This window comes from Candidatus Nitrospira salsa, from assembly GCF_965152625.1.
The window spans coordinates 170925-189929 of sequence record NZ_CBCUCO010000002.1 but is presented as its reverse complement, the minus strand read 5'-3'; the positions used below and the strand labels follow the sequence as shown (position 1 = coordinate 189929).

Annotated in this window: 19 protein-coding genes; 1 reads left to right on the top strand and 18 read right to left on the bottom strand. The window is 47.1% G+C overall.

Annotated features, from left to right (window positions below; genetic code table 11):
• Nucleotides 1-8 precede the first annotated feature (8 nt).
• From flgK to ACWQXP_RS02675, 13 genes are all read right to left on the bottom strand, one after another.
• On the bottom strand, nt 9-1667 hold the full coding sequence (gene flgK / locus ACWQXP_RS02735; protein WP_454061306.1) for a flagellar hook-associated protein FlgK: 1659 nt from the start codon (nt 1665-1667) through the stop codon (nt 9-11).
• 6 nt (nt 1668-1673) lie between these two features.
• Nucleotides 1674-2165 carry a flagellar export chaperone FlgN gene (gene flgN / locus ACWQXP_RS02730; protein WP_454061305.1) on the bottom strand — a complete coding sequence of 164 codons (492 nt, stop codon included), beginning with the start codon at nt 2163-2165 and terminating at the stop codon, nt 1674-1676.
• A gap of 26 nt (nt 2166-2191) precedes the next feature.
• On the bottom strand, nt 2192-2512 hold the full coding sequence (locus ACWQXP_RS02725; RefSeq protein WP_454061304.1) for a flagellar biosynthesis anti-sigma factor FlgM: 321 nt from the start codon (nt 2510-2512) through the stop codon (nt 2192-2194).
• Nucleotides 2513-2595: 83 nt separating this feature from the next.
• Nucleotides 2596-2955: a rod-binding protein gene (locus ACWQXP_RS02720; protein WP_454061303.1), complete on the bottom strand. Its 360-nt coding sequence runs from the start codon at nt 2953-2955 to the stop codon at nt 2596-2598.
• An 88-nt stretch (nt 2956-3043) separates the two neighbouring features.
• Nucleotides 3044-4141: a flagellar basal body P-ring protein FlgI gene (locus ACWQXP_RS02715; protein WP_454061302.1), complete on the bottom strand. Its 1098-nt coding sequence runs from the start codon at nt 4139-4141 to the stop codon at nt 3044-3046.
• Between the two features lie 98 nt (nt 4142-4239).
• Nucleotides 4240-4947, bottom strand: coding sequence for a flagellar basal body L-ring protein FlgH (locus tag ACWQXP_RS02710; protein WP_454061301.1), 708 nt, complete (start codon nt 4945-4947; stop codon nt 4240-4242).
• Complete coding sequence (gene flgA / locus ACWQXP_RS02705; protein WP_454061300.1) at nt 4944-5693, bottom strand: flagellar basal body P-ring formation chaperone FlgA; 750 nt, start codon at nt 5691-5693, stop codon at nt 4944-4946. The genes ACWQXP_RS02710 and flgA overlap by 4 nt, the downstream gene beginning before the upstream one ends.
• 3 nt (nt 5694-5696) lie before the next feature.
• Complete coding sequence (flgG, locus tag ACWQXP_RS02700) at nt 5697-6488, bottom strand: flagellar basal-body rod protein FlgG (protein ID WP_454061299.1); 792 nt, start codon at nt 6486-6488, stop codon at nt 5697-5699.
• Between the two features lie 105 nt (nt 6489-6593).
• Nucleotides 6594-7313, bottom strand: coding sequence for a flagellar hook-basal body protein (locus ACWQXP_RS02695; protein WP_454061298.1), 720 nt, complete (start codon nt 7311-7313; stop codon nt 6594-6596).
• A gap of 332 nt (nt 7314-7645) precedes the next feature.
• A complete protein-coding gene (locus ACWQXP_RS02690; RefSeq protein WP_454061297.1) occupies nt 7646-8461 on the bottom strand; it encodes a flagellar motor protein MotB in 816 nt (271 codons plus the stop codon).
• Entirely contained in the window at nt 8421-9185 is a 765-nt protein-coding gene (locus ACWQXP_RS02685) for a flagellar motor protein (protein WP_454061296.1), read from the bottom strand. The genes ACWQXP_RS02690 and ACWQXP_RS02685 overlap by 41 nt, the downstream gene beginning before the upstream one ends.
• 19 nt (nt 9186-9204) lie before the next feature.
• Entirely contained in the window at nt 9205-9663 is a 459-nt protein-coding gene (locus ACWQXP_RS02680; RefSeq protein WP_454062974.1) for a chemotaxis protein CheW, read from the bottom strand.
• Nucleotides 9664-9748: 85 nt separating this feature from the next.
• Nucleotides 9749-10909, bottom strand: a complete 1161-nt coding sequence (locus tag ACWQXP_RS02675; RefSeq protein ID WP_454061295.1) for a protein-glutamate methylesterase/protein-glutamine glutaminase — start codon at nt 10907-10909, stop codon at nt 9749-9751.
• Nucleotides 10910-11064: 155 nt separating this feature from the next.
• On the opposite strand from ACWQXP_RS02675, the gene ACWQXP_RS02670 reads away from it, so the two are divergent.
• The gene (locus ACWQXP_RS02670) at nt 11065-11334 is read left to right on the top strand and encodes a hypothetical protein (protein ID WP_454061294.1); all 270 of its coding nucleotides are present in this window, start codon (nt 11065-11067) and stop codon (nt 11332-11334) included.
• Between the two features lie 47 nt (nt 11335-11381).
• Here the strand turns inward: ACWQXP_RS02670 and ACWQXP_RS02665 are convergent, their stop codons facing one another.
• The 5 genes from ACWQXP_RS02665 to ACWQXP_RS02645 form a co-directional block, all read right to left on the bottom strand.
• A complete protein-coding gene (locus ACWQXP_RS02665) occupies nt 11382-13046 on the bottom strand; it encodes a methyl-accepting chemotaxis protein (RefSeq protein WP_454061293.1) in 1665 nt (554 codons plus the stop codon).
• Nucleotides 13047-13095: 49 nt separating this feature from the next.
• Nucleotides 13096-15207, bottom strand: coding sequence for a methyl-accepting chemotaxis protein (locus ACWQXP_RS02660; RefSeq protein ID WP_454061292.1), 2112 nt, complete (start codon nt 15205-15207; stop codon nt 13096-13098).
• 32 nt (nt 15208-15239) lie between these two features.
• Complete coding sequence (locus tag ACWQXP_RS02655) at nt 15240-16181, bottom strand: chemotaxis protein (RefSeq protein WP_454061291.1); 942 nt, start codon at nt 16179-16181, stop codon at nt 15240-15242.
• Between the two features lie 125 nt (nt 16182-16306).
• Nucleotides 16307-18235 carry a chemotaxis protein CheA gene (locus ACWQXP_RS02650; protein ID WP_454061290.1) on the bottom strand — a complete coding sequence of 643 codons (1929 nt, stop codon included), beginning with the start codon at nt 18233-18235 and terminating at the stop codon, nt 16307-16309.
• A 102-nt stretch (nt 18236-18337) separates the two neighbouring features.
• A complete protein-coding gene (locus ACWQXP_RS02645; RefSeq protein WP_454061289.1) occupies nt 18338-18955 on the bottom strand; it encodes a protein phosphatase CheZ in 618 nt (205 codons plus the stop codon).
• Nucleotides 18956-19005: the final 50 nt, after the last annotated feature.

Sequence of the window (19005 nt, the reverse complement as noted above, 5' to 3'; positions counted from 1 at the left end):
AATAGGACTTATCGGCCTAACGCCAGCACCGTTTGCAGCAATTCATCCGCAACATTAATCAGGCGCGCCGATGCCTCGAACGCTCGTTGAAAACTCAAGAGATGGGTCAATTCTTCATCCAAGGACACCCCTGACACCCCCTCACGAAATGTCTCGACTTGTTCCGTTTCAGCTTCTTTCGCCGTCAGGGAAAAACTGACTTCGCGTGTTGTACTACCAACATTACCTGCAGTAATCGCATGATAATCATTGAGCGTTGTACTACCTAATGTGTTTTGTCTTGCCGTATGAATATCCACGAGCGCCAAAGCATTCAAATTGTTTCCAGGCACCCCTGCCGCCGTGGAGGATGCAGAAATGTCATCGGTATTGGTAATAGCCACAGCTAGATCGGCAGCCGCCCCTTTATGCGCACTCACCGTAAACACATCATCGGCAGCAGGGGCTCCAGTGTCATTGGTAATCACCACCGTCAGACCGTCAAACACAATGTTATTGCCGGACGTATAGGGTTGACCACTGAGGACGGTAGTTCCGTTTGTCGTATCACGCACATTAAAAGTCGTGGCATTGGTAAAGGCAATTTCATAATTACTAAATGTCAAAGAGCTCGCGGTGGAGACCGCCACTGAGGTTCCTGCCGCTCCGCCGGCATTCAGGTCATTCGCCACAGGAGCTTCAGGACTGAGTGCCGAAAAGAATAGGTTCCCAGTGTCACCATCGAGATCATAGCCGGCCTCGTGCTGCTGATTAAATTCGTTCACCAACACGGCAACGGAACGATCTAAGCGATCCTCGAAATTAACGATATCCGTATCACGAAGCGTCACAAGACCATTAACCCGTCCGCCATTGATTCTCGAAGTGATGGCCAAAGTTGTCTCATCACTCCGAACGATGGAAATATCATTAAACGGCGCATTATCAGCATCTGGAGTTTGGACAAGGGTATTGGCGTGATTTCCACTGACTAAGAGATGACCACCAACCATGATCGCTAACCCATCTCGCATTTCCACTTCCGACACCTCAACAAGTTCGGCCATTTCATTGACACGTACTTGACGTTGATCACGGAGATCGTGAGCGGCCCCGCCGCTGGCTTCCGCGTGATAAATCGAATCGTTCAATGTCGCAATTTCCGAGGCTAATCCGTTGACCGTCGTCAAATGTCGAGCAATCTCTCCATCAGCATCCCGACGAATTTGATCGAGCGTCCCTGCAGCCCGATTCACTTCATCGGTCAACGAATCGGCTTTTCCCAGCAGCACCGTTCGTTGAACGGCCCCTTCAGGGTTTGTGCCCACATCTCGTACGGCATTGAAAAAATCAGTCAAACCATGTCCGACTCCATTACTGTCACCCTCAGTAAATACCCCATCGGCTTGAAGCAGATAGTTGTGTCGTGCATCAAGTCGTCCCACATCTTCCTTCAACTTCGTGATTTGTCGTTCGAGAAATACATCAACATTTCGTCGAATATCGTTGACTCGTACACCAGACGCTTCTTGACCATTCGCGGGTGATGCGGCTTCAAGGACGACTTCCTGACGGGAATAACCTTTAGTCTCGATGTTACTGATATTGTGAGACACCGTGGCCAAACCCTGTTGATGCGCACGGATTCCGGTCCTTCCGATCTCAAATAGTTGTCCAATCCCAGCCATTCGTCCCTATCCTTCCACATTCAGCGAAGTGGTCGCTGAGGAAAACATTAAACACCCAGATTCCCCATACAACGGTTTTACGCCTAACCCTTCATGCACAACATGCATCGCATCACGCACAATTTGAAGTCCTCGACTAATTAATCCTGTGTTCTGTTCACTGAGGGCTTTGACCTGTTGACCAACGGCGACAAGTTGTTTCAACGCCTGTTGCGCAGGTGCAGCCTCAGGCCAGGTCGACTGAGCCACCCAAGCCAGCGGTTCTTCAAAGGCCATAGTCTGTTGTAGCTTCTTCACACATGCCACACGTTCCTCTTCTATGGATCGGATGCGAATCAAGACCACTTCTTTCCGGCGAGAGACATCGAGTAGCGCCAAATAGTCAGACTGACATAGAACTGACCGTTCTTCATGAAGCAATTCCGTTAAATGCTCGTAGGCGAGACACTCATCTTGAAAAAGGAGACGAAGCCGCTCCCAGCCGCTTGTTGATGCCATTAGACACACCTTTCAGTTCCGAAGAGTTAGGAGACAGCCAGCGCATTGAGTATCGTGTCACGCGACAACGCATCAGCAACCTGCTCAGAACTGGCCAGTGACTGATGGTTTTCAATAGCTTCCCGCAAAGCCTGCACTCGATCAGGACGAATATCGGGCTCTTGCACTCCCTGCTTTGTGAGATCTCGAACTTCTTGAGCAAAGGTCGACAGGGCCACATCATCATACGTGCGGCCTCCTGACACGTGGTTCGACTGACGTTGATCATTGGGGGCAACCGCTTTAGGCTGGATTGCGGTAAACAAGCGACCCAGCTCACCAGTCGGATCCAGACTGGGAATAGTCATAAGTACCTCGCCTCCTTCTATAACACTATATCGGAGACTATGAGCCAGAACTTAACTAGTTATCGACAAACAATGACGAACGACTAGGTTTTGAGAGAAGCCTGCGATAACGATTGAGGTGGGAGAGGTTGAGAAGGTGCTTCCGCCAATGAAGCCAGCATAAAGTCAGCGAGACCTATTCCCCCGGATTGTGCAGCTCTTTTCGCGATTTCTTCATCATAAAACGAATGATACGTCTCCCCCATAGGATTGGCCGTCAAACTCTCCTTGGGAACCGTTTCTCTCATCGCTTTCATTAGATAGGCTAAGAAATAGCTTTCGTACTCTTGGGCGGCCTGTCGTACGTCTTCAGGATTGCGCGACTTCTGAAGATTCTCAAGCCGTGCGGTCTCAAGCGTGTCAATGGGCGAAATATGTGTCGGACCGATCATTCCGTCTACCACGATTCAAAACTCCTTTCGTCACTCACGACCTTCGAACTTGCCTTCCAATGTTTATCTCGTACTCCTCGTTTCTTCATTTTTCCGTTTTTTAAATCATCTCCATGTCGGCCTGAAGTGCACCTGCCGCTTTGGCTGCTGTCAGAACCGCCACGAGATCCCGCGGAGAGACACCGATAAAATTCAAGGCTTTGACGAGATCGCCTAACGTGACCGATTGATCAATTTGAATAACCTGTCCCGATTCTTCTTCAACCGTCGTCTCAGATTCAGCGGTCACAACTGTTTCACCAGCAGCACCACCAATGAGGCCTGGTGCTTCTGGTTGCGAGACATCAAATTCCGTTTTGATCTTAATCGTCAAACTTCCATGCGATATGGCCATACTCGATAATCGCACATGTTCACCCATGACAATCGTTCCCGTCCGTTCATTCACCACAACCTTGGCCCGAACGTCAACATCCACATCCAGCCCTTCCACAGCCGCGATTAATTGAACAATTTTGCCTTGAAATGTTTTTGGCATCACAACCTTCACTTGACCGGAACTCACCGGCAACGCCACTCCTGCCCCAAAATGGGTGTTAATAGCATCCGCGACACGAAGCGAGGTTGTAAAATCAGCTTCCCGGATACTCAACGAAAAGGCTTTCCACTTTTCAATGCTCAGATCCACAGCTTTTTCAACAATGGCTCCACTCGGGACAATCCCACCAGACTGTTGATTTTTAGTCACCGATGTACCGGATGCACCAGCCTCAAACCCAGAAGTAGAAATCGGACCTTGTGCAACGGCATACACCTGCTGGTTTGGAGCTTTTAATGGGGTCAGCAATAATGTTCCCCCCTTAAGACTCTTCGCATTGGCCAACGAAGAAACCTGAATATCTAATTTCATTCCAGGTCGAGCAAATGGTGGAAGTTTGGCCGTCACCATGACAGAAGCGGTATTTTTTGTAAGTAACTGAATCGGATTCACTTTGAGATTAATGCCCATCGAATTCAGCATGGAAAGAATGGCCTGAGCCGTAAACTGCCCACCGACGACGGAATCCCCGGTACGATCCAGACCAACAACTAATCCATAGCCGATTAGTTGGTTTTCACGTACTCCCTCAATCGACGCAATATCTTTTATCCGGGCCGCATCTCCCGTCAGAGGGATGAGAATACAAAGAAATGTCATGAGCATCGCTTGGGCAAAGCCCACAGACGATCGGGAGTTACCTGAGCAACCGTTACTCGCACAACGTCTCATAGTGTATCAATGACCTTTCACGATCATTAAAATGGAATGATCCAATCGAGAATTCTGACTAACCAACCCGGGCGTTGCACATCATCCACCACGCCGAGTCCGGTGTATTCGATTTTGGCTTCAGCAATCGCAGAAGAAATAACAGTATTAGTCGTGTCCAAATCAATACGTCGGACAATCCCCTTCAGAATCATTGTCTGTTTTTCACTATTCACCGTCACTTCTCTTCGCCCCGTAATCCTCAGGTCTCCGTTTGGCAAGACCTCGGTCACTCGTGTCGCAATCGTACCGGTTAAGGTGTCTTCACGACTTGTTGACCCACTGCCCTCAAATTCATTTTCCGTACTCGAATCAAGACCGAGTCCTTCTATGAAGGTCGAGGCAAAATTATTAAAACCGAAGATCGAACCACCAATCGAGTTTCTATAAGTCGATTCACGGTCAGCCGTGGTATTCGCCGACTTGGACCCTCGGTGCTGTTCGACAATTTCAACTATCACGATGTCACCAATACGGCTCGCTCGTCGATCTTCAAATAAATATGCACGGCCATTTTCTTCTTGCCACAACGAACCTGTTGTTTCAGGAAGCGTCAAAGGCGGTTGCTCAAATGTCTCGTCTTCAACTTTCTGAGTAGGCTGGGGCGGAGCCGCGCATCCGTAGACCATTGTTATCAACCCCACAATAAGAATCACACGTGGCTTCGGACATTTCAGTGTGTGAAAGGCACTCAAAATCTGACCTCGACGACTCCTGCAGACCGTACCATAGCCAGAACATCACGACCCGATGTTTGATTCATGACCGTGATGAGTTCTCCAGATTGCCCGGAAGCTTTCGCCACACCGAGCGTTTGAACAAAAAGCCCTCCACGCCTTACCTCAATCATTACGCGATCGCCTTTGTGAACGAGCGGTGGCTCAGCGACAAACGAAGACCGAAGCGGTTGATGAGGCGGCAAAGAACGTGTGGCTTGCTTTCCAATAATGTTCTTGGGATCCATCAGAACATCTTGATTCAATGTTCGAAGATTCACGGATCTTTTCATGAGATCCTTTGAAGCCAACACTTCGTAGACCTTAATCCAACGCACAGGCGTCATCACCTCAACACGAGCGGTCACTGAGGCCACCACACTCACAGTCTTAATTAATTGAGAATCAACCGTGATTTGCACACGAAACGCCCGACGGCCCGTTAAATGGCTAAATCGATCATTCTGAACATCCAACACCAAGCGTCCGACAGGTACTTCAATGGACTTTTTGGGAAACAATACCTGAACCTCTAAATTCATATTTTTCGAATCAATATGTGCTTGCAGTTCATTCATAATCGTCTGCTGGAGCTGTCTCACCTCCACCTGCTGAATCTCAGTCTGTGGGCCTACGGTCTTAGCAAAGACCGACTCACTAGAGACAATATTCGGCACACTCAAGTACAGACTCAGGAACAAGCTACACATCAGGGTTCGCTTCATATCTTACCGCCTTAGATTATTCGCCACTTGCATCATGTCATCTGACGCTTGAATGGCCTTGGCATTCAGTTCATAACTTCGTTGCGCAATGATCATATTGACCATTTCATCAGCGATATTGACATTCGAGGTTTCGAGAAATCCTTGCTGAATGAGGCCAAAACCTGTCGAAAATCCTGGAGTCCCTTGCTGGGCTGGACCGGAAGCCGCACTTTCAATAAACAAATTATCACCTTGAGCGACAAGACCAGCAGGATTATCAAATCGAACGGTCTGGATCTGCCCAATCTGTGTCGAGGTCGCGACACCAGGCAGCAGAGCGGAGACGGTGCCATCTTTACCAATGTCAATTTTCAAAGTACCTGAAGGAACTGTGATTGATGGAACGAGCGTATCCCCATCTCCCGTCACGACAGTCCCAGTACTGTCTTGTTTAAACGAACCACCCCGGGTATACATGGTCGTGCCGTCAGGACGGGTCACTTGAAACATTCCGCGTCCTTCGATTGCCAGATCCAAATCATTAAACGTTTGCTTTAGGTTTCCTTGAACGAATTCTTTCGATACGGTCACGGGACGAACGCCAAGCCCGACCTGAATTCCCACAGGAAACACGCCAACCGTTGACGCACTAGACCCTGGTAATCGTTGAATTTGGTAGAGTAAATCGGCAAACTCTGCACGTCCTCTCTTGAACCCCGTTGTATTCACGTTGGCTAAATTATGCGCAATCGTATCGATATTTAATTGCTGAGCAAACATGCCCGTCGCCGCGGTATGCATGGCACGAATCATATTGATTTCTCCTCTGACATTTCAGACATCAACTCAAGACCTCAATTGCATTCTCAAACTCATGGGAAACATTCTTCACAAGAAAACCCACGCATCACCCATCGCTTACCCTTGAACCCGCGCGACCTGAATCACTTGACTGGCTAATTCATCCATCGTCTGAATGGCCTTTTGCATTTGCTCATACGCCCGCGTCACTTTAATCAACTCCACCATATCCATGCCCGGATTAATATTGGATTTCTCTAACATTCCCTGTTGAATCGAGGTATTCGTCGCAACTTGAACTTGTTTTGGGATAATCCAGTATAAATCGCCAGCCTTGACAGGAGTCGTCGTTGGGGGAAGTGTTTCAACTCGTAATTGGCCAACAACAGTATTATTGACACTCACTTCACCATTTCGATCGATAGCAACCTCTCCCGGTGGAACCTTAATTGATCCCGCTTTCCCTAATACTGGGTCTCCCGTGTGAGTGATGATTTCACCATTTTCATTTTGAAAGAGACGCCCACCTCGAAAATGCCGATCGCCATCAGCCGTCTTGACCACCAGAAATCCTGGTCCGTTGAGTGCGACATCCAATGTTCTACCAGTTTGTTCGAGTGCGCCTTGAGCAACTTCCGGGATAATTCTCCCAACGCGAGGAAACAAATCCATGCCTGCGATTGGCCGGCCAGATACGCTACCCAGAATGGTTTCAAACACAGGTTTGTCTTTCTTATACCCCGTAGTATTGACGTTGCCTATATTATGAGAAAGCACTTCCAACCGTCGTTCAAAAGAGATAGCCCCAGCTAACGGCGGATAAATACCACGATTCATAGTCTTCTCCTGAGAAAATTATTCTGAAGACTATCGAAGCAACGGACATGCCAAGGTAGAAAAATATGAAAGATGAAGGGACAGAGATGGGAAAAGAGGTAAGAAAGTCGTGAAAGATTAGGCAAATGTCTTCATACAGTCCAATACCTCCAGAATCACACGTGGGTTTCTTCTAATGTGAATTCTGACATGTATTTTGTATTTAATCATTCATGAGGAAAAACTTGCCGACTCAAGGGTCTTGTCTACCCATCAAGCCACATCGATTCATGAGAGAAAGGGTCTACACAAAACGCGAGCTCTTGGAGAAAGTGTCTGCAGGTATCGATATATTAGGGATTGACGAAGGGATTTCGTGGCAGCGTCGGGGCATGGGTATGGCGAAGAATGACAATTTCAACCCGACGATTGGCGCTTCGACCTTTGGCCGTATCATTCGAGGCGACAGGACGATAGCCAGCATAGCTTATGGCGGAAAATCGCTGAGGATCTAAACCGCGAACATCGGTAAAATATCGAACGAGAACACTTGCCCGTGAGGCCGACAACTCCCAATTCGAAGGAAAAGCCGCAGCACGAATTGGGACAGAATCAGAATGACCTTCGACACTAATATAATTGGGCAGATCTTTCACCAATCCCGAGATCAGGTCTAAAAATTCCTTGACCCCAGGACGAATACTGGCACTTCCGCTAGCAAACAATGCGTCATCAGAAATACGAATATTCAACCCTCGCTTCCCTGACGTCACTGATACCCCATCTGGAAGTTTCGTGCTCTGTATCGCGTTCGCAATCTTTACATACGCACGAACGTTTAGTTTAATTTTCGACTGTTCTTTTGTCAGTACTTCTTTACGTTTGGCAAATGGCAATTCAACAATCGTTGGACTTCCCACTGGCTTATGATTGCTGAATGCACTAACCAACGACTCACTCAACGTCCGATATTTTCCTTCATTGACAGAGGATACCGCATACATCACCACAAAGAACGCAAAGAGTAACGTGATAAAATCAGCATACGACACCAGCCAGCGTTCATGGTTTTCATGTTCTTCGTGTTTCTTTTTCAACGAAATGACCTCTTCATGTATGGGGTACGACTCATCCAGCTTTTTTCCGCTCGGCTTCAGAGAGAAATCCACTCAACTTTTCCTCTATCATGCGAGGATTCTCCCCTTGCGCGACCGAGACAAGCCCTTCAATCACCATGAGTTTTCCAACAATCATCTCTTTGGCCTTTAATTTGATTTTTCCCCCAAAGGGAAGAAAAATGAGATTCGCCCCTCCCACTCCATAAATCGTAGCCACGAATGCCACGGCAATACCACCGCCCAACGAAGAAGGGTCCGCTAAGTTTTCCATCACATGAATCAAGCCCATCACAGCTCCGAGAATGCCAACGGTTGGAGCATAACTCCCAAACGCTTCCCACACCTTGCCTGCCAAGGTATATTCTTCTTCAAACATACCGACTTCTACTTCAAGAATCTCTCGAATTTTGGGAGGCTCCGTACCATCAACCACCAACTGAACCCCTTTCGCCATGAGCGGGTCCGTAATACTTTTAATTTGTCCTTCCAACGCTAATAACCCCTGCTTCCGGCTCACATTTCCCAATTCGACAATCTGTGCGATAATCCCTTTTTGATCGACAGAGACATTACCGAACACCATCCCCACACTACTCATGGCTTTCATGAAAATGGACATCGGATAGTTGATCATCACCGCCCCAATCGTTCCACCAAATACGATTAGTGCGGCGGTGGGCTGGACGATTGAGCTAATATGGCCACCTTCTAGCACCTGTCCACCAAGAATTGAAACGGCTGCGACCACGAGCCCAACGACTGTCAGTATATCCATGGCTTACGATCCTAAAAAATTAACTGCCTGTCCCCACACCAAGAATTTGGCCAAGATCAAGTAACATCAACAAACGTCCATTTACTCGACCAACGCCCCTATGAAATTCAGCACTTCCACCACGACCAGTACTGGGAGGTGTCTCAATCAGACGTTCCGGTAACCGGAGAACTTCCTCGACAGAATCCACCACAAATCCAAGAACCGTTTTCTCAATCTCGACAACGATAATCCTGGTGTCCTTTGTGCGTTCAGTCGGGGGCAGCCCAAATCGTGAACGTAAGTCCAAAATGGGAATTACTTTTCCACGAAGATTAATCACCCCTTCAACAAAATAGGGTGCATTGGGAACGGGCGTGAGCTCCACCATTCGAATGATTTCTTGTACACCAAGAATGTCGATGGCAAACTCTTCATCCCCGACATGAAAACTCACAAGCTGAAGAAGGGCACCACCTTCTTCGACTAACTCATCCATGGCCATCATAGCCTGCATCTGTTGTTTAGACATCAATCACACCCCGTCGCATTCTAATAAAGTTCCCATTCAGTCCACGGCCCTCTTATCCATACACTTCCATCGGTCGTACGGAGTTACGTTCTGATATGCGGAAAATTCGTTTCATAATTTCTGAGGTCATACGTGAAATGGGGACCACCGCATCTGCATTCCCTGCATCAATGACAGCCTTTGGCATCCCATAGACGATACATGTTTCTTCATTTTGAACAAGGGTACAGCCACCTGTAGCTTTGATAGCTTGCATCCCCATGGCCCCATCGTTTCCCATCCCTGTCAGCACCACGCCAATAAGCGAGGATCCAAAATTTTTGACAGCGGAATCCATCGCCAGATTAACCGATGGTCGATATGGCAAATTGGCTGGCTCAGATGATATTCGCAACGAAACCTGGGGGCGTGTCCCGACTCGTTCCATGGAAAGATGACGACCGCCAGGTGCAACAAAGACTTTTCCTGCTTGAACAAGATCACCATCTTTCGCCTCACACACGCTCAATGGACATTGTTCATTTAAACGTTCGGCAAATGGTTTGGTGAAAAATTTCGGCATATGTTGAACGACAATCACTCCACAAGGAAGAAATGAAGGAAATTCCATCAACATTTCCTGAATCACTTTGGGACCACCCGTGGAAGCCCCAATGATGACTAACGAATTAGCCGAATCTTGCGGGGCATGAGAAATTTCAGCATTTGCTTTCCTTGGTCGACCTTCAACGTGAGAACCCGCGACAGATCCTCTTCGGTTCTGCAGGTCTCTCTTCTCTCTGCTTAGTCCAGAAACTTTACCGCGCGAACAGGACGCCGCTCTGATTTTCTCCAACAAGATTTTTTCAATTTTTGAAATTTCTAACAAAGAACCATTGAGTTGCTTGGAGATAAAGTCTACGGCACCTAATTCGAGAGCCAGAAGCGTTTCCTTCGCAGAATCTTCCGTCAAGGAACTCACCATAATGATTGGAAGCGGGTATTCTCGCATCACAATTTCAAGCACATCCAATCCATTCATTCTGGGCATCTCGATATCCAATGTCATCACATCTGGCAATAATTCTTTCACCATGCTTATGGCTTCTTCACCATTTCGTGCCTGCCCCACAATTTCGACATCAGGTGACTTGGAAAGCATACGAGCGATGGCCTGACGAATAAACGTCGAGTCATCAACAACTAGCACACGAATTTTGGAATCCCTTGTCACCCGATCTTCCACTGTTCACACCTCATCATTCATAAACTTCATCTATCAACAGATAACCACAAAGAATGTGCGGAAACGGATTCTTGAAAGGCCATTTGAGCCTCTGATAGTCTGCCTACTATCATAAATATTTATATTAACGATTGGAAATATCCATGAACCGTCATCCTAGTACCGAAGCTGAACGCCTCATGCTTGATGCCAAAAAGGCGATCCTCCAAGAACAACATCGCCGTTTCCAGGAATTGCAGAAAGAGGGTCGATGGAGCGATGCCATGCAACAACTTCACGTCACACTCTCTTGCGCTGCAGACCTCCTGAAAGACTCGGTTGGTCTACTTGAACGTACCGTGAATCAACGACAGGAAAACAAACCAACATCGCTTCCTGACCCTCCATTACCACCTGATTCCAAAGCATCCTAGTGACCTGGGAAAATATCTACAGCCAAGCACCAGAGATCGACTATTCTCTAGATACGAAACGTACCAATTAATGACTGCAACTCCATGGCAAGTACGCTCAAATCATGACTGGCCTTCGCCGACTCAGAAACACCACATGTTGATTCTTTCGAACTTTGTGCTACTGCGTCGAGATCACTAGCAATTTGCCGAGTGGCAGAAGATTGTTCTTCTGCCGCATCGGCAATTTGTTGAATCATTTGCGTCGTTTGATCCACCATGGCCTGTATCGTCTCAAGCGCTTCACCGGTCTTGTTGGCTAACTCCACACCACCAGTCACTCGTTGCGTCCCATCTTCCATAGAGGCAACGGCTTTTTTGGTATCATCCTGAATCTGTCGAATCATATCGCCAATTTCTTTAGTCGCTTTTGTGGTCCGTTCAGCCAATTTCCTCACCTCATCAGCAACAACCGCAAAGCCACGACCTTGCTCCCCAGCCCTAGCCGCCTCAATCGCGGCATTTAAAGCAAGCAAATTCGTCTGATCGGCAATATCTTCGATGACACGAACGATTTCGCCTATTTGATCAGAGGACTTTCCGAGCGTCATGATAATATTTGATGATTGTCCCACCGCTTCGGAGACATGCTGCATACCAGCTACGGTTTGCACCATGACCTCATGCCCAGTTCGAGCGGTTTCTGACGTATCTTTGGCCAGGCGAGCTGCTTCCGTAGAATTACGTGCGACTTCACTTGCGGTCATCGTCATCTCTTCAACTGCAGAGGTCGACTGCACCATCCGTGAGTTTTGCCCCTCCGAACTTTGCGACAACTCTTCTGAAGTTGCTGAAAGGTCGGTCGCTGACGAGACAATACGACTGGTGGCTTCTGCGACCATTCCCATCGAGCGTTGAATTTTCTCAATAAACAAATTGAAGTATCGCCCCAGTTCACCAATTTCGTCATGACTCACAATCGGAACTCGTTTCGTCAGATCGCCTTGACCTTGCGCAATATCTTTTGAGATCGCAGTCAAACTTCGGAGCGGCGTTAACACAAGCTTTTGGATTGACACATAGACAAAAGCCACACAGATCACAAGAATTGTCGCCAATAATCCACCGGTTCGTATCATTGCGGCCTTCATATCATCGTACGCTTGGCTCATCGGCATAGACACCGACAGTACACCGATCACATCTCCCACTTGCTTATCAATATGGCAATTCACACATGCAGACTCTGAGGCTCTATCAGCACTCGCTCGACGGTACGTCAACACGCCGTTCAACATTTCTTCTGAAGAAAAGAAGTCGGCACCAGCCATAACAGCCTCTAGAGCCTTTCGTTCAAATTCGTCTGTTGGAGCATTGGCAGGATTCATCGGTTGATCACTGATGAGCCGGGATTGAAAAATTCCTTTCTCACTGAGGGCTTTCCCAATTTCTTGAGTGGCCGTGGCCGGAAATGGGATTGCCTGAGGATTCACTCCATGTTCACGAACAACCATTATCTCCGACCCGATGCTCGATTTTTTCATTTTGCCAACATAGTTCTTGGCAATATAGGCACGCGTGACCTCCATTTGAGTCTGAACCATTTTACTTCGTTCTTCCAGCAAGGCATACAATCGGCTTTCCTCTTGATTGTAGAGAAAAAGAAGAGAGATGAAGGTCAACACCATCGTGATGCACCCGAGCGATAACACCAACTTCATCCCGATCTTCATGCCCGAATTCCTTTCATGTAAGAACAACAAGTCTTCCCATCCATACGAATTAGTGGGTTAATCGAAAACGTCCGATTGACTCCTGAAGCTCCGACGCCATGCGTGCCAAATCACCCGTTGCCGACGCGACATGCCCAACACTGCCTTCATTTTGTTGACTAAGACTCGCCACGGTTTGAATATTCTGTGCAATTTGGTCCGAAACCAGTGATTGCTCTTCAGTTGATCCAGCAATTTGATGAATCATATCTGCCACGCGTTGAACACCTTCAACAATTTCTTTCAATCGCTCACCAGCCTCACGAGCTAAGAGCATTCCATTTTGTGCTTCGGCGGTTCCCGACTCCATGGATTTAACCGCTTCAGTCGTCCCGACTTGTACCATTTCAATGACACCGGCAATTTCCTTGGTTGCCTTCCCTGTTCGTTCAGCAAGTTTTCTGACTTCATCAGCGACAACCGCAAAGCCACGACCTTGCTCACCAGCACGAGCTGCTTCGATGGCCGCATTCAATGCCAGCAGGTTTGTTTGATCGGCAATATCTTCAATCACACCAATAATTTCACCAATTTCTTGCGAACGTATTCCCAACGCATTAATCCGGTCGGCTGACGCTTGCATCGTTGCTGACACCGTCTCCATGCCACGAATCGAGTTCGCAACAATCTCTCCACCTTTCACCGCTGAGTGATTCACCTCCTGAGCGGCACTGGCCAGCACCTGTGCATTCCGAGCCATCTCACCAGCCGTCGCCGACATTTCGTCAACGGCTGTTGCCACATGTGTCGCTTGACTCGCCTGTTCCCGACTTGCATGTGCCACCTCTTGACCATTCGCTGAAAGTTTTTCGGATGAAGCTGCCACAGCTTGGACCACGTGATTAAACTGCTTTAAGATCTGATTCAGATGATCAATAAACTTATTGAATTCAAGGCCGATCTGTCCAAGTTCATCATGCGTCGTCACAGACACTCGTTGTGAAAAGTCTCCTTTGGACGCAAGATCAACAATTTCCATTATAGGCTTCAGACGAGCGACAACTTTTCGACCAATGACAATACCAGCCAAAACCACTAATACTGAACAGATGAACACAGCGATCAAAATATTTTGTTGAATACCAAGCGATTGAGCGAGCGCCTCATCGACGGGAACCCGAACTAAGATTGACCAATTCATGCCGGGGAACCCAAGCGCACCTTTTAAATGCGTGTATCCGGCGATTTGCGCGACTCGCTTACGTGCATGCATCGCTTCATCATACCCAGTCTTACCATTCACGGCATGTTGTGCTGCCGGCATACCATACTCAACAAGGTTTAACGAGAAAAGAATGTCAAAATTATTCACAATATTTTTTGTCTTTTGTGTACTGGGATCATAATCAACAATCACATGCCCTTTACCATCCAACACCGTTAATTCTGCAGACGGATACCCCGAGGCTTCCAATTCTAAATAAGCTTGCTGAATGAGATTTCCAATGGCTTCAAAATTTATGCGATTGGACCAATAGGCAATCACTTCGCCATTCTGGTAGACGGGCGATGAAAATCCGAGAGTCAACATTGTCGGGTTCCCATACGCACGTTGCACATCCTTGTCGATATGAACATCTTCGATATAGGTTCCGTTTAACTGGTCGTTTCCACTCTCTGTAAATGGCATCGCTGTCGTGTAGATACCTTGTCCCAACGCTTCAAACCATGAACTATTGCGATAGTTTTTTGTATACAGGAATGCGGAATCAATCGGTTCCCCATGACGATCACGGCTATTGACCGCGATGACATTTCCTTGCAAATCAACCAAAATAGACAATGAATATATTTTATAATTCGCGGTATACACATTCATGGTCCGAGCGATTGCGTTATTCGCCTCATTTGTCTGATACCAAGACTCTCGTTCCTGGACCACATGGTTCAGCGTAAATGCCTGGACATCACTATATCGTTCAAAAAGACTCCGATCGATTTTATCACCTAACCCAAGCGCCATACTGGCCAAACGTTTGCCCACGACATCCTCAATTTGATGGCTCGCAAATATGCCGATCGTGGCCACGACAATCATGGGAATCATGGCAAAAACAATGAGGAGAACCACCAATTTGGAGGTTAACGTCCACGTTGAAATGCGATACATTGAAACCTTCATCGTTTCCCCTTAATCGTCACAACGTCGCGGGCTTACCCACCCGACGTTGCAACATGTTGAATCAATTTTTCCCGTAACACATTTGGATCAAATTTTGTCACGAAATCTGTCACCCCAACAGATTTGCCCTTATCAAGATTACAACTACCCGACAACGAAGAATGCATTAAAATAGGCAATCCAGCAAAACGAGGGTCTTGACGAATGTGCTTAGTCAGAGAAAATCCATCCATTTCCGGCATTTCAATGTCTGTCAATAATGCATCAATATACGTGGCCAATGACTGTCCTGTTGCCTCCGCATCTTGAGCGAATGCTCGTAATCGATTCAAGGCTTCTTTTCCCGTACAGGTTTCCTCCCATACCACCCCTAAGCGCTCTAACGTCTTGGCAATTTGTTTCCGTGCCACCAAGGAGTCATCGGCGATAAGAAGACGCTTACCCGTCAATCCAGGAAACACTTCGACTCTTCCATACATGTCATCATATAATGTCGGATGCAATTCAATGAGAATCTTTTCGACATCAAGAATCAAGACCATGCGACCATCGTCTAACTTGGTCACTGCTGTGACAGAGCCTTGACGACTGGAATGCAGCATGGGCGGCGGAGTATGAATACGTTCCCAAGACATTCGAATAATCCGATCAACGCCCGACACGAGAAATCCCTGCTTCTGATCGTTATATTCCGTAATAATCAGTTTGGCGCCTTCGTGGTCCAACGTACCTAACCCAATCGCTTGCTTGAGATCGACCATCGCAATATTTTCACCACGAAGATTCACAATGCCTAAGATTCGGGAATCAGAATTTGGAATTTTCGTCATCGGTTGAATCTTCATGACCTCACGAATTTTAAAGACGTTAATCCCATAAATTTCATCGGTTCCAAGATGAAACATCAACAGTTCCATCTTATTGGCTCCAGCCAATCTCGTCCGTTGATCAATTTCCGCCATCCATTTCGACATGCGTGTACTCCCTATGAAAATCGTCAGGCGTCAAATGTGAGACGTACCACGAGCCGGCTTAAGATATCTTTTGATCTTCCTACAGCCTTCCCGTTCATATTACTGCCGTAGGTATCATCAATCGCTTATCCCATCATTGCCAACGCGGCACCACGTATTTCTTCGACGAGATCGGCCATATCCAGAATCAAGACCACCTTGCCATCCCCAGTGATCGTTGCACCCGCCACACCCTTCACTTCAGACAAAAACTCGCCTAACGATTTAATGACCACTTCTTCTTGCGCTCGCAACCGATCGACCACGACACCAAAATATCGTTCTCCGATGGCAATCACCACGACATAACATTCTTCAGGTGAAGACGAACAAGGAATTTGAAACTTCTCTGAAAGATGAATAAGTGGAAGAATACGCTCTCGAAGATTTAATACTGCTTGCCCATTGATCGTTTTAATCTCTTCTTTCGTCACCTTGACGGCTTCAATGACGGAGGCCAATGGAATCGCGAATGTACAACACTCCACTTCAACCATCAGGGCTTGAATAATGGCAACCGTTAATGGAAGTTTAATCGTCACGCGACTACCATGCCCCGGCTCTGAATCTAATTCAATGCTGCCGTTCATCCGACTAATATTGGTACGAACCACATCCATGCCTACGCCACGACCAGATAAATCACTGACTTGATCTGCCGTGCTGAATCCCGGGAGAAAAATAAGATTCATCATTTCTCGAGGTCCCATTGATGTCAGATCGGCTTCACTCACAAGGCCGCGTTCAAGGGCCTTGGCCTTAATTTTTTCGACTTGAAGCCCTCGACCATCATCTTCAATTCGTATTACAATACTATTGCCTTCTTGTGAAGCCGCAAGTCGGACATATCCTTCGGATGTTTTTCCGGCATCACGCCGGTCCAATGCGGTTTCTAATCCGTGATCCATTGAATTTCGAACTAAATGGACTAAAGGATCACCAAGTTCATCGGCAACCGACTTATCAACTTCAGTATCTTCACCCAACAATTCCAGACGAACCTGCTTGCCCAGTTTATTCGAAACGTCACGGACAAGACGTGGAAACTTTGCAAACACTTTACGAATTGGCACCATACGTGTCTTCATGACGGCCAGCTGCAGATCGGATGTCACAAGATTCAATTGAGCTAATGTTAACCCTAACTCACGAACATGGGGTTCATTTTCAAACTGCTCCTCAAGACCAAAGCCTAACTTCATTAATCGATTACGACCTAAGACAAGCTCTCCAACCAGATTCATCACGTGATCAAGACGTCGCGTTTCAACACGCACAGTCTGATCTTCTTCTTTTCCTGTATTCGTTTTCCCCTGAGCAGGCTTCGCCGCCTGAATAGAACGACTGGTCACATCCTTAATCTTATTCAACATGACTGACAAATCAGCTTCTGGTTCAGGCTCTCGTGATGCTGTATTAGAACTCACCCCCGACGCGTTACTAGACTCTTCAATATTCACACATGTGGAGGATTCAATGGGACAAGTCTCATCAGAAGATTCACTGACATTTTCCACTTTCACTTCAGATGAAGAATCGTCAGCAAGCGGCGAAGCGGGTCTGGCACTCGACAAACTCGCTTCGTCTGTCACGGCAGCATTGAAACGCTCGGCACCAAGAACCGGAGAGCTTTCAATCGTCAGAGTTAACTTATTCACGATCATACTGGTATCAACATGCGTATCTTCTCCGGTATCTCGAATATCTTCTTGTAGCAGTTTCACAACATCAACGGCCTCGAGAATGATATCGATAATGAAAGGAGATACATCGATTTCGCCTTGACGCAATTTATTCAAAAGACTCTCACCCTGATGAGCCACTTCAACTAAATTGCTAAATCCAAGAAATCCTGCAGACCCTTTCATGCTATGCATGGCACGAAATATTTCATTCAACAAGTCGGCATTGCTTGGATCGGCCTCCAGCTTCACGAAATGCTGATCAAGAGCTTCCAACATTTCGGAACCTTCGGCCAGAAAATCATTCAAAATTTCTTTCATCTCATCATTCATCAAAAACTCCGTATTGTCAGTGAAGAGTAAGGCGTCACAACATACTATGAGAAGATGTTTTCATAAAAACCGTCGATCCTTACTATCCACATTTCCCGCTCTTCAGTTAAATCCGAATTCTGAAAGAATGTCATCCACAAAGTCTTGCTTGAGTGCCGTATTTTTCGAAGCCTCAAGTTGATGCAACATGTCGTACCCTCGTCCTTCTTTTTTGGTTTGACCCTTCTTGTGTTGTAGGCCAAACACCACGACAAGTTTTAATAACTTGTGTTGAACTTCATCGAGTACCGTCACAAGCTTTGCCACCCGTTGAGCGACGATGTCTTGAAAACCAAGAGCAACGGTAATATTGGTAATACGGACTTCATCTGCGTCCAATAGCGTAGACATCATTTTAAGCTTCTTGGTCATTTCGTCCGGCGTAGCTCCTTCCATATTCTGCACCATCGCCTTCAACCGCTCCCGATTTTCCGTCATCTCTTCAGTAATCGTCATGACTTTGTGCGTGCCTTCTTCTGTAATCTTCGCCAACTCTCCTAAGTGAGCCGTCGCATCCGGCAACTGATCAGATGTTGAAGCCACAGGAACTTCCATCTCCCCAATTGTACGGGTCATCATTTCCACATATTTTGTCAACTCTCCCAATTCATCATAAATAGACTGGTCGGGTTCTTCCGTTGTCGGCTCATTTGTGTCTTCAAAGCCTCGATCTACTAACATAGTGATCTCCTTTATTGGCTACGACCTATACCGGCATCACGACCAGGGGA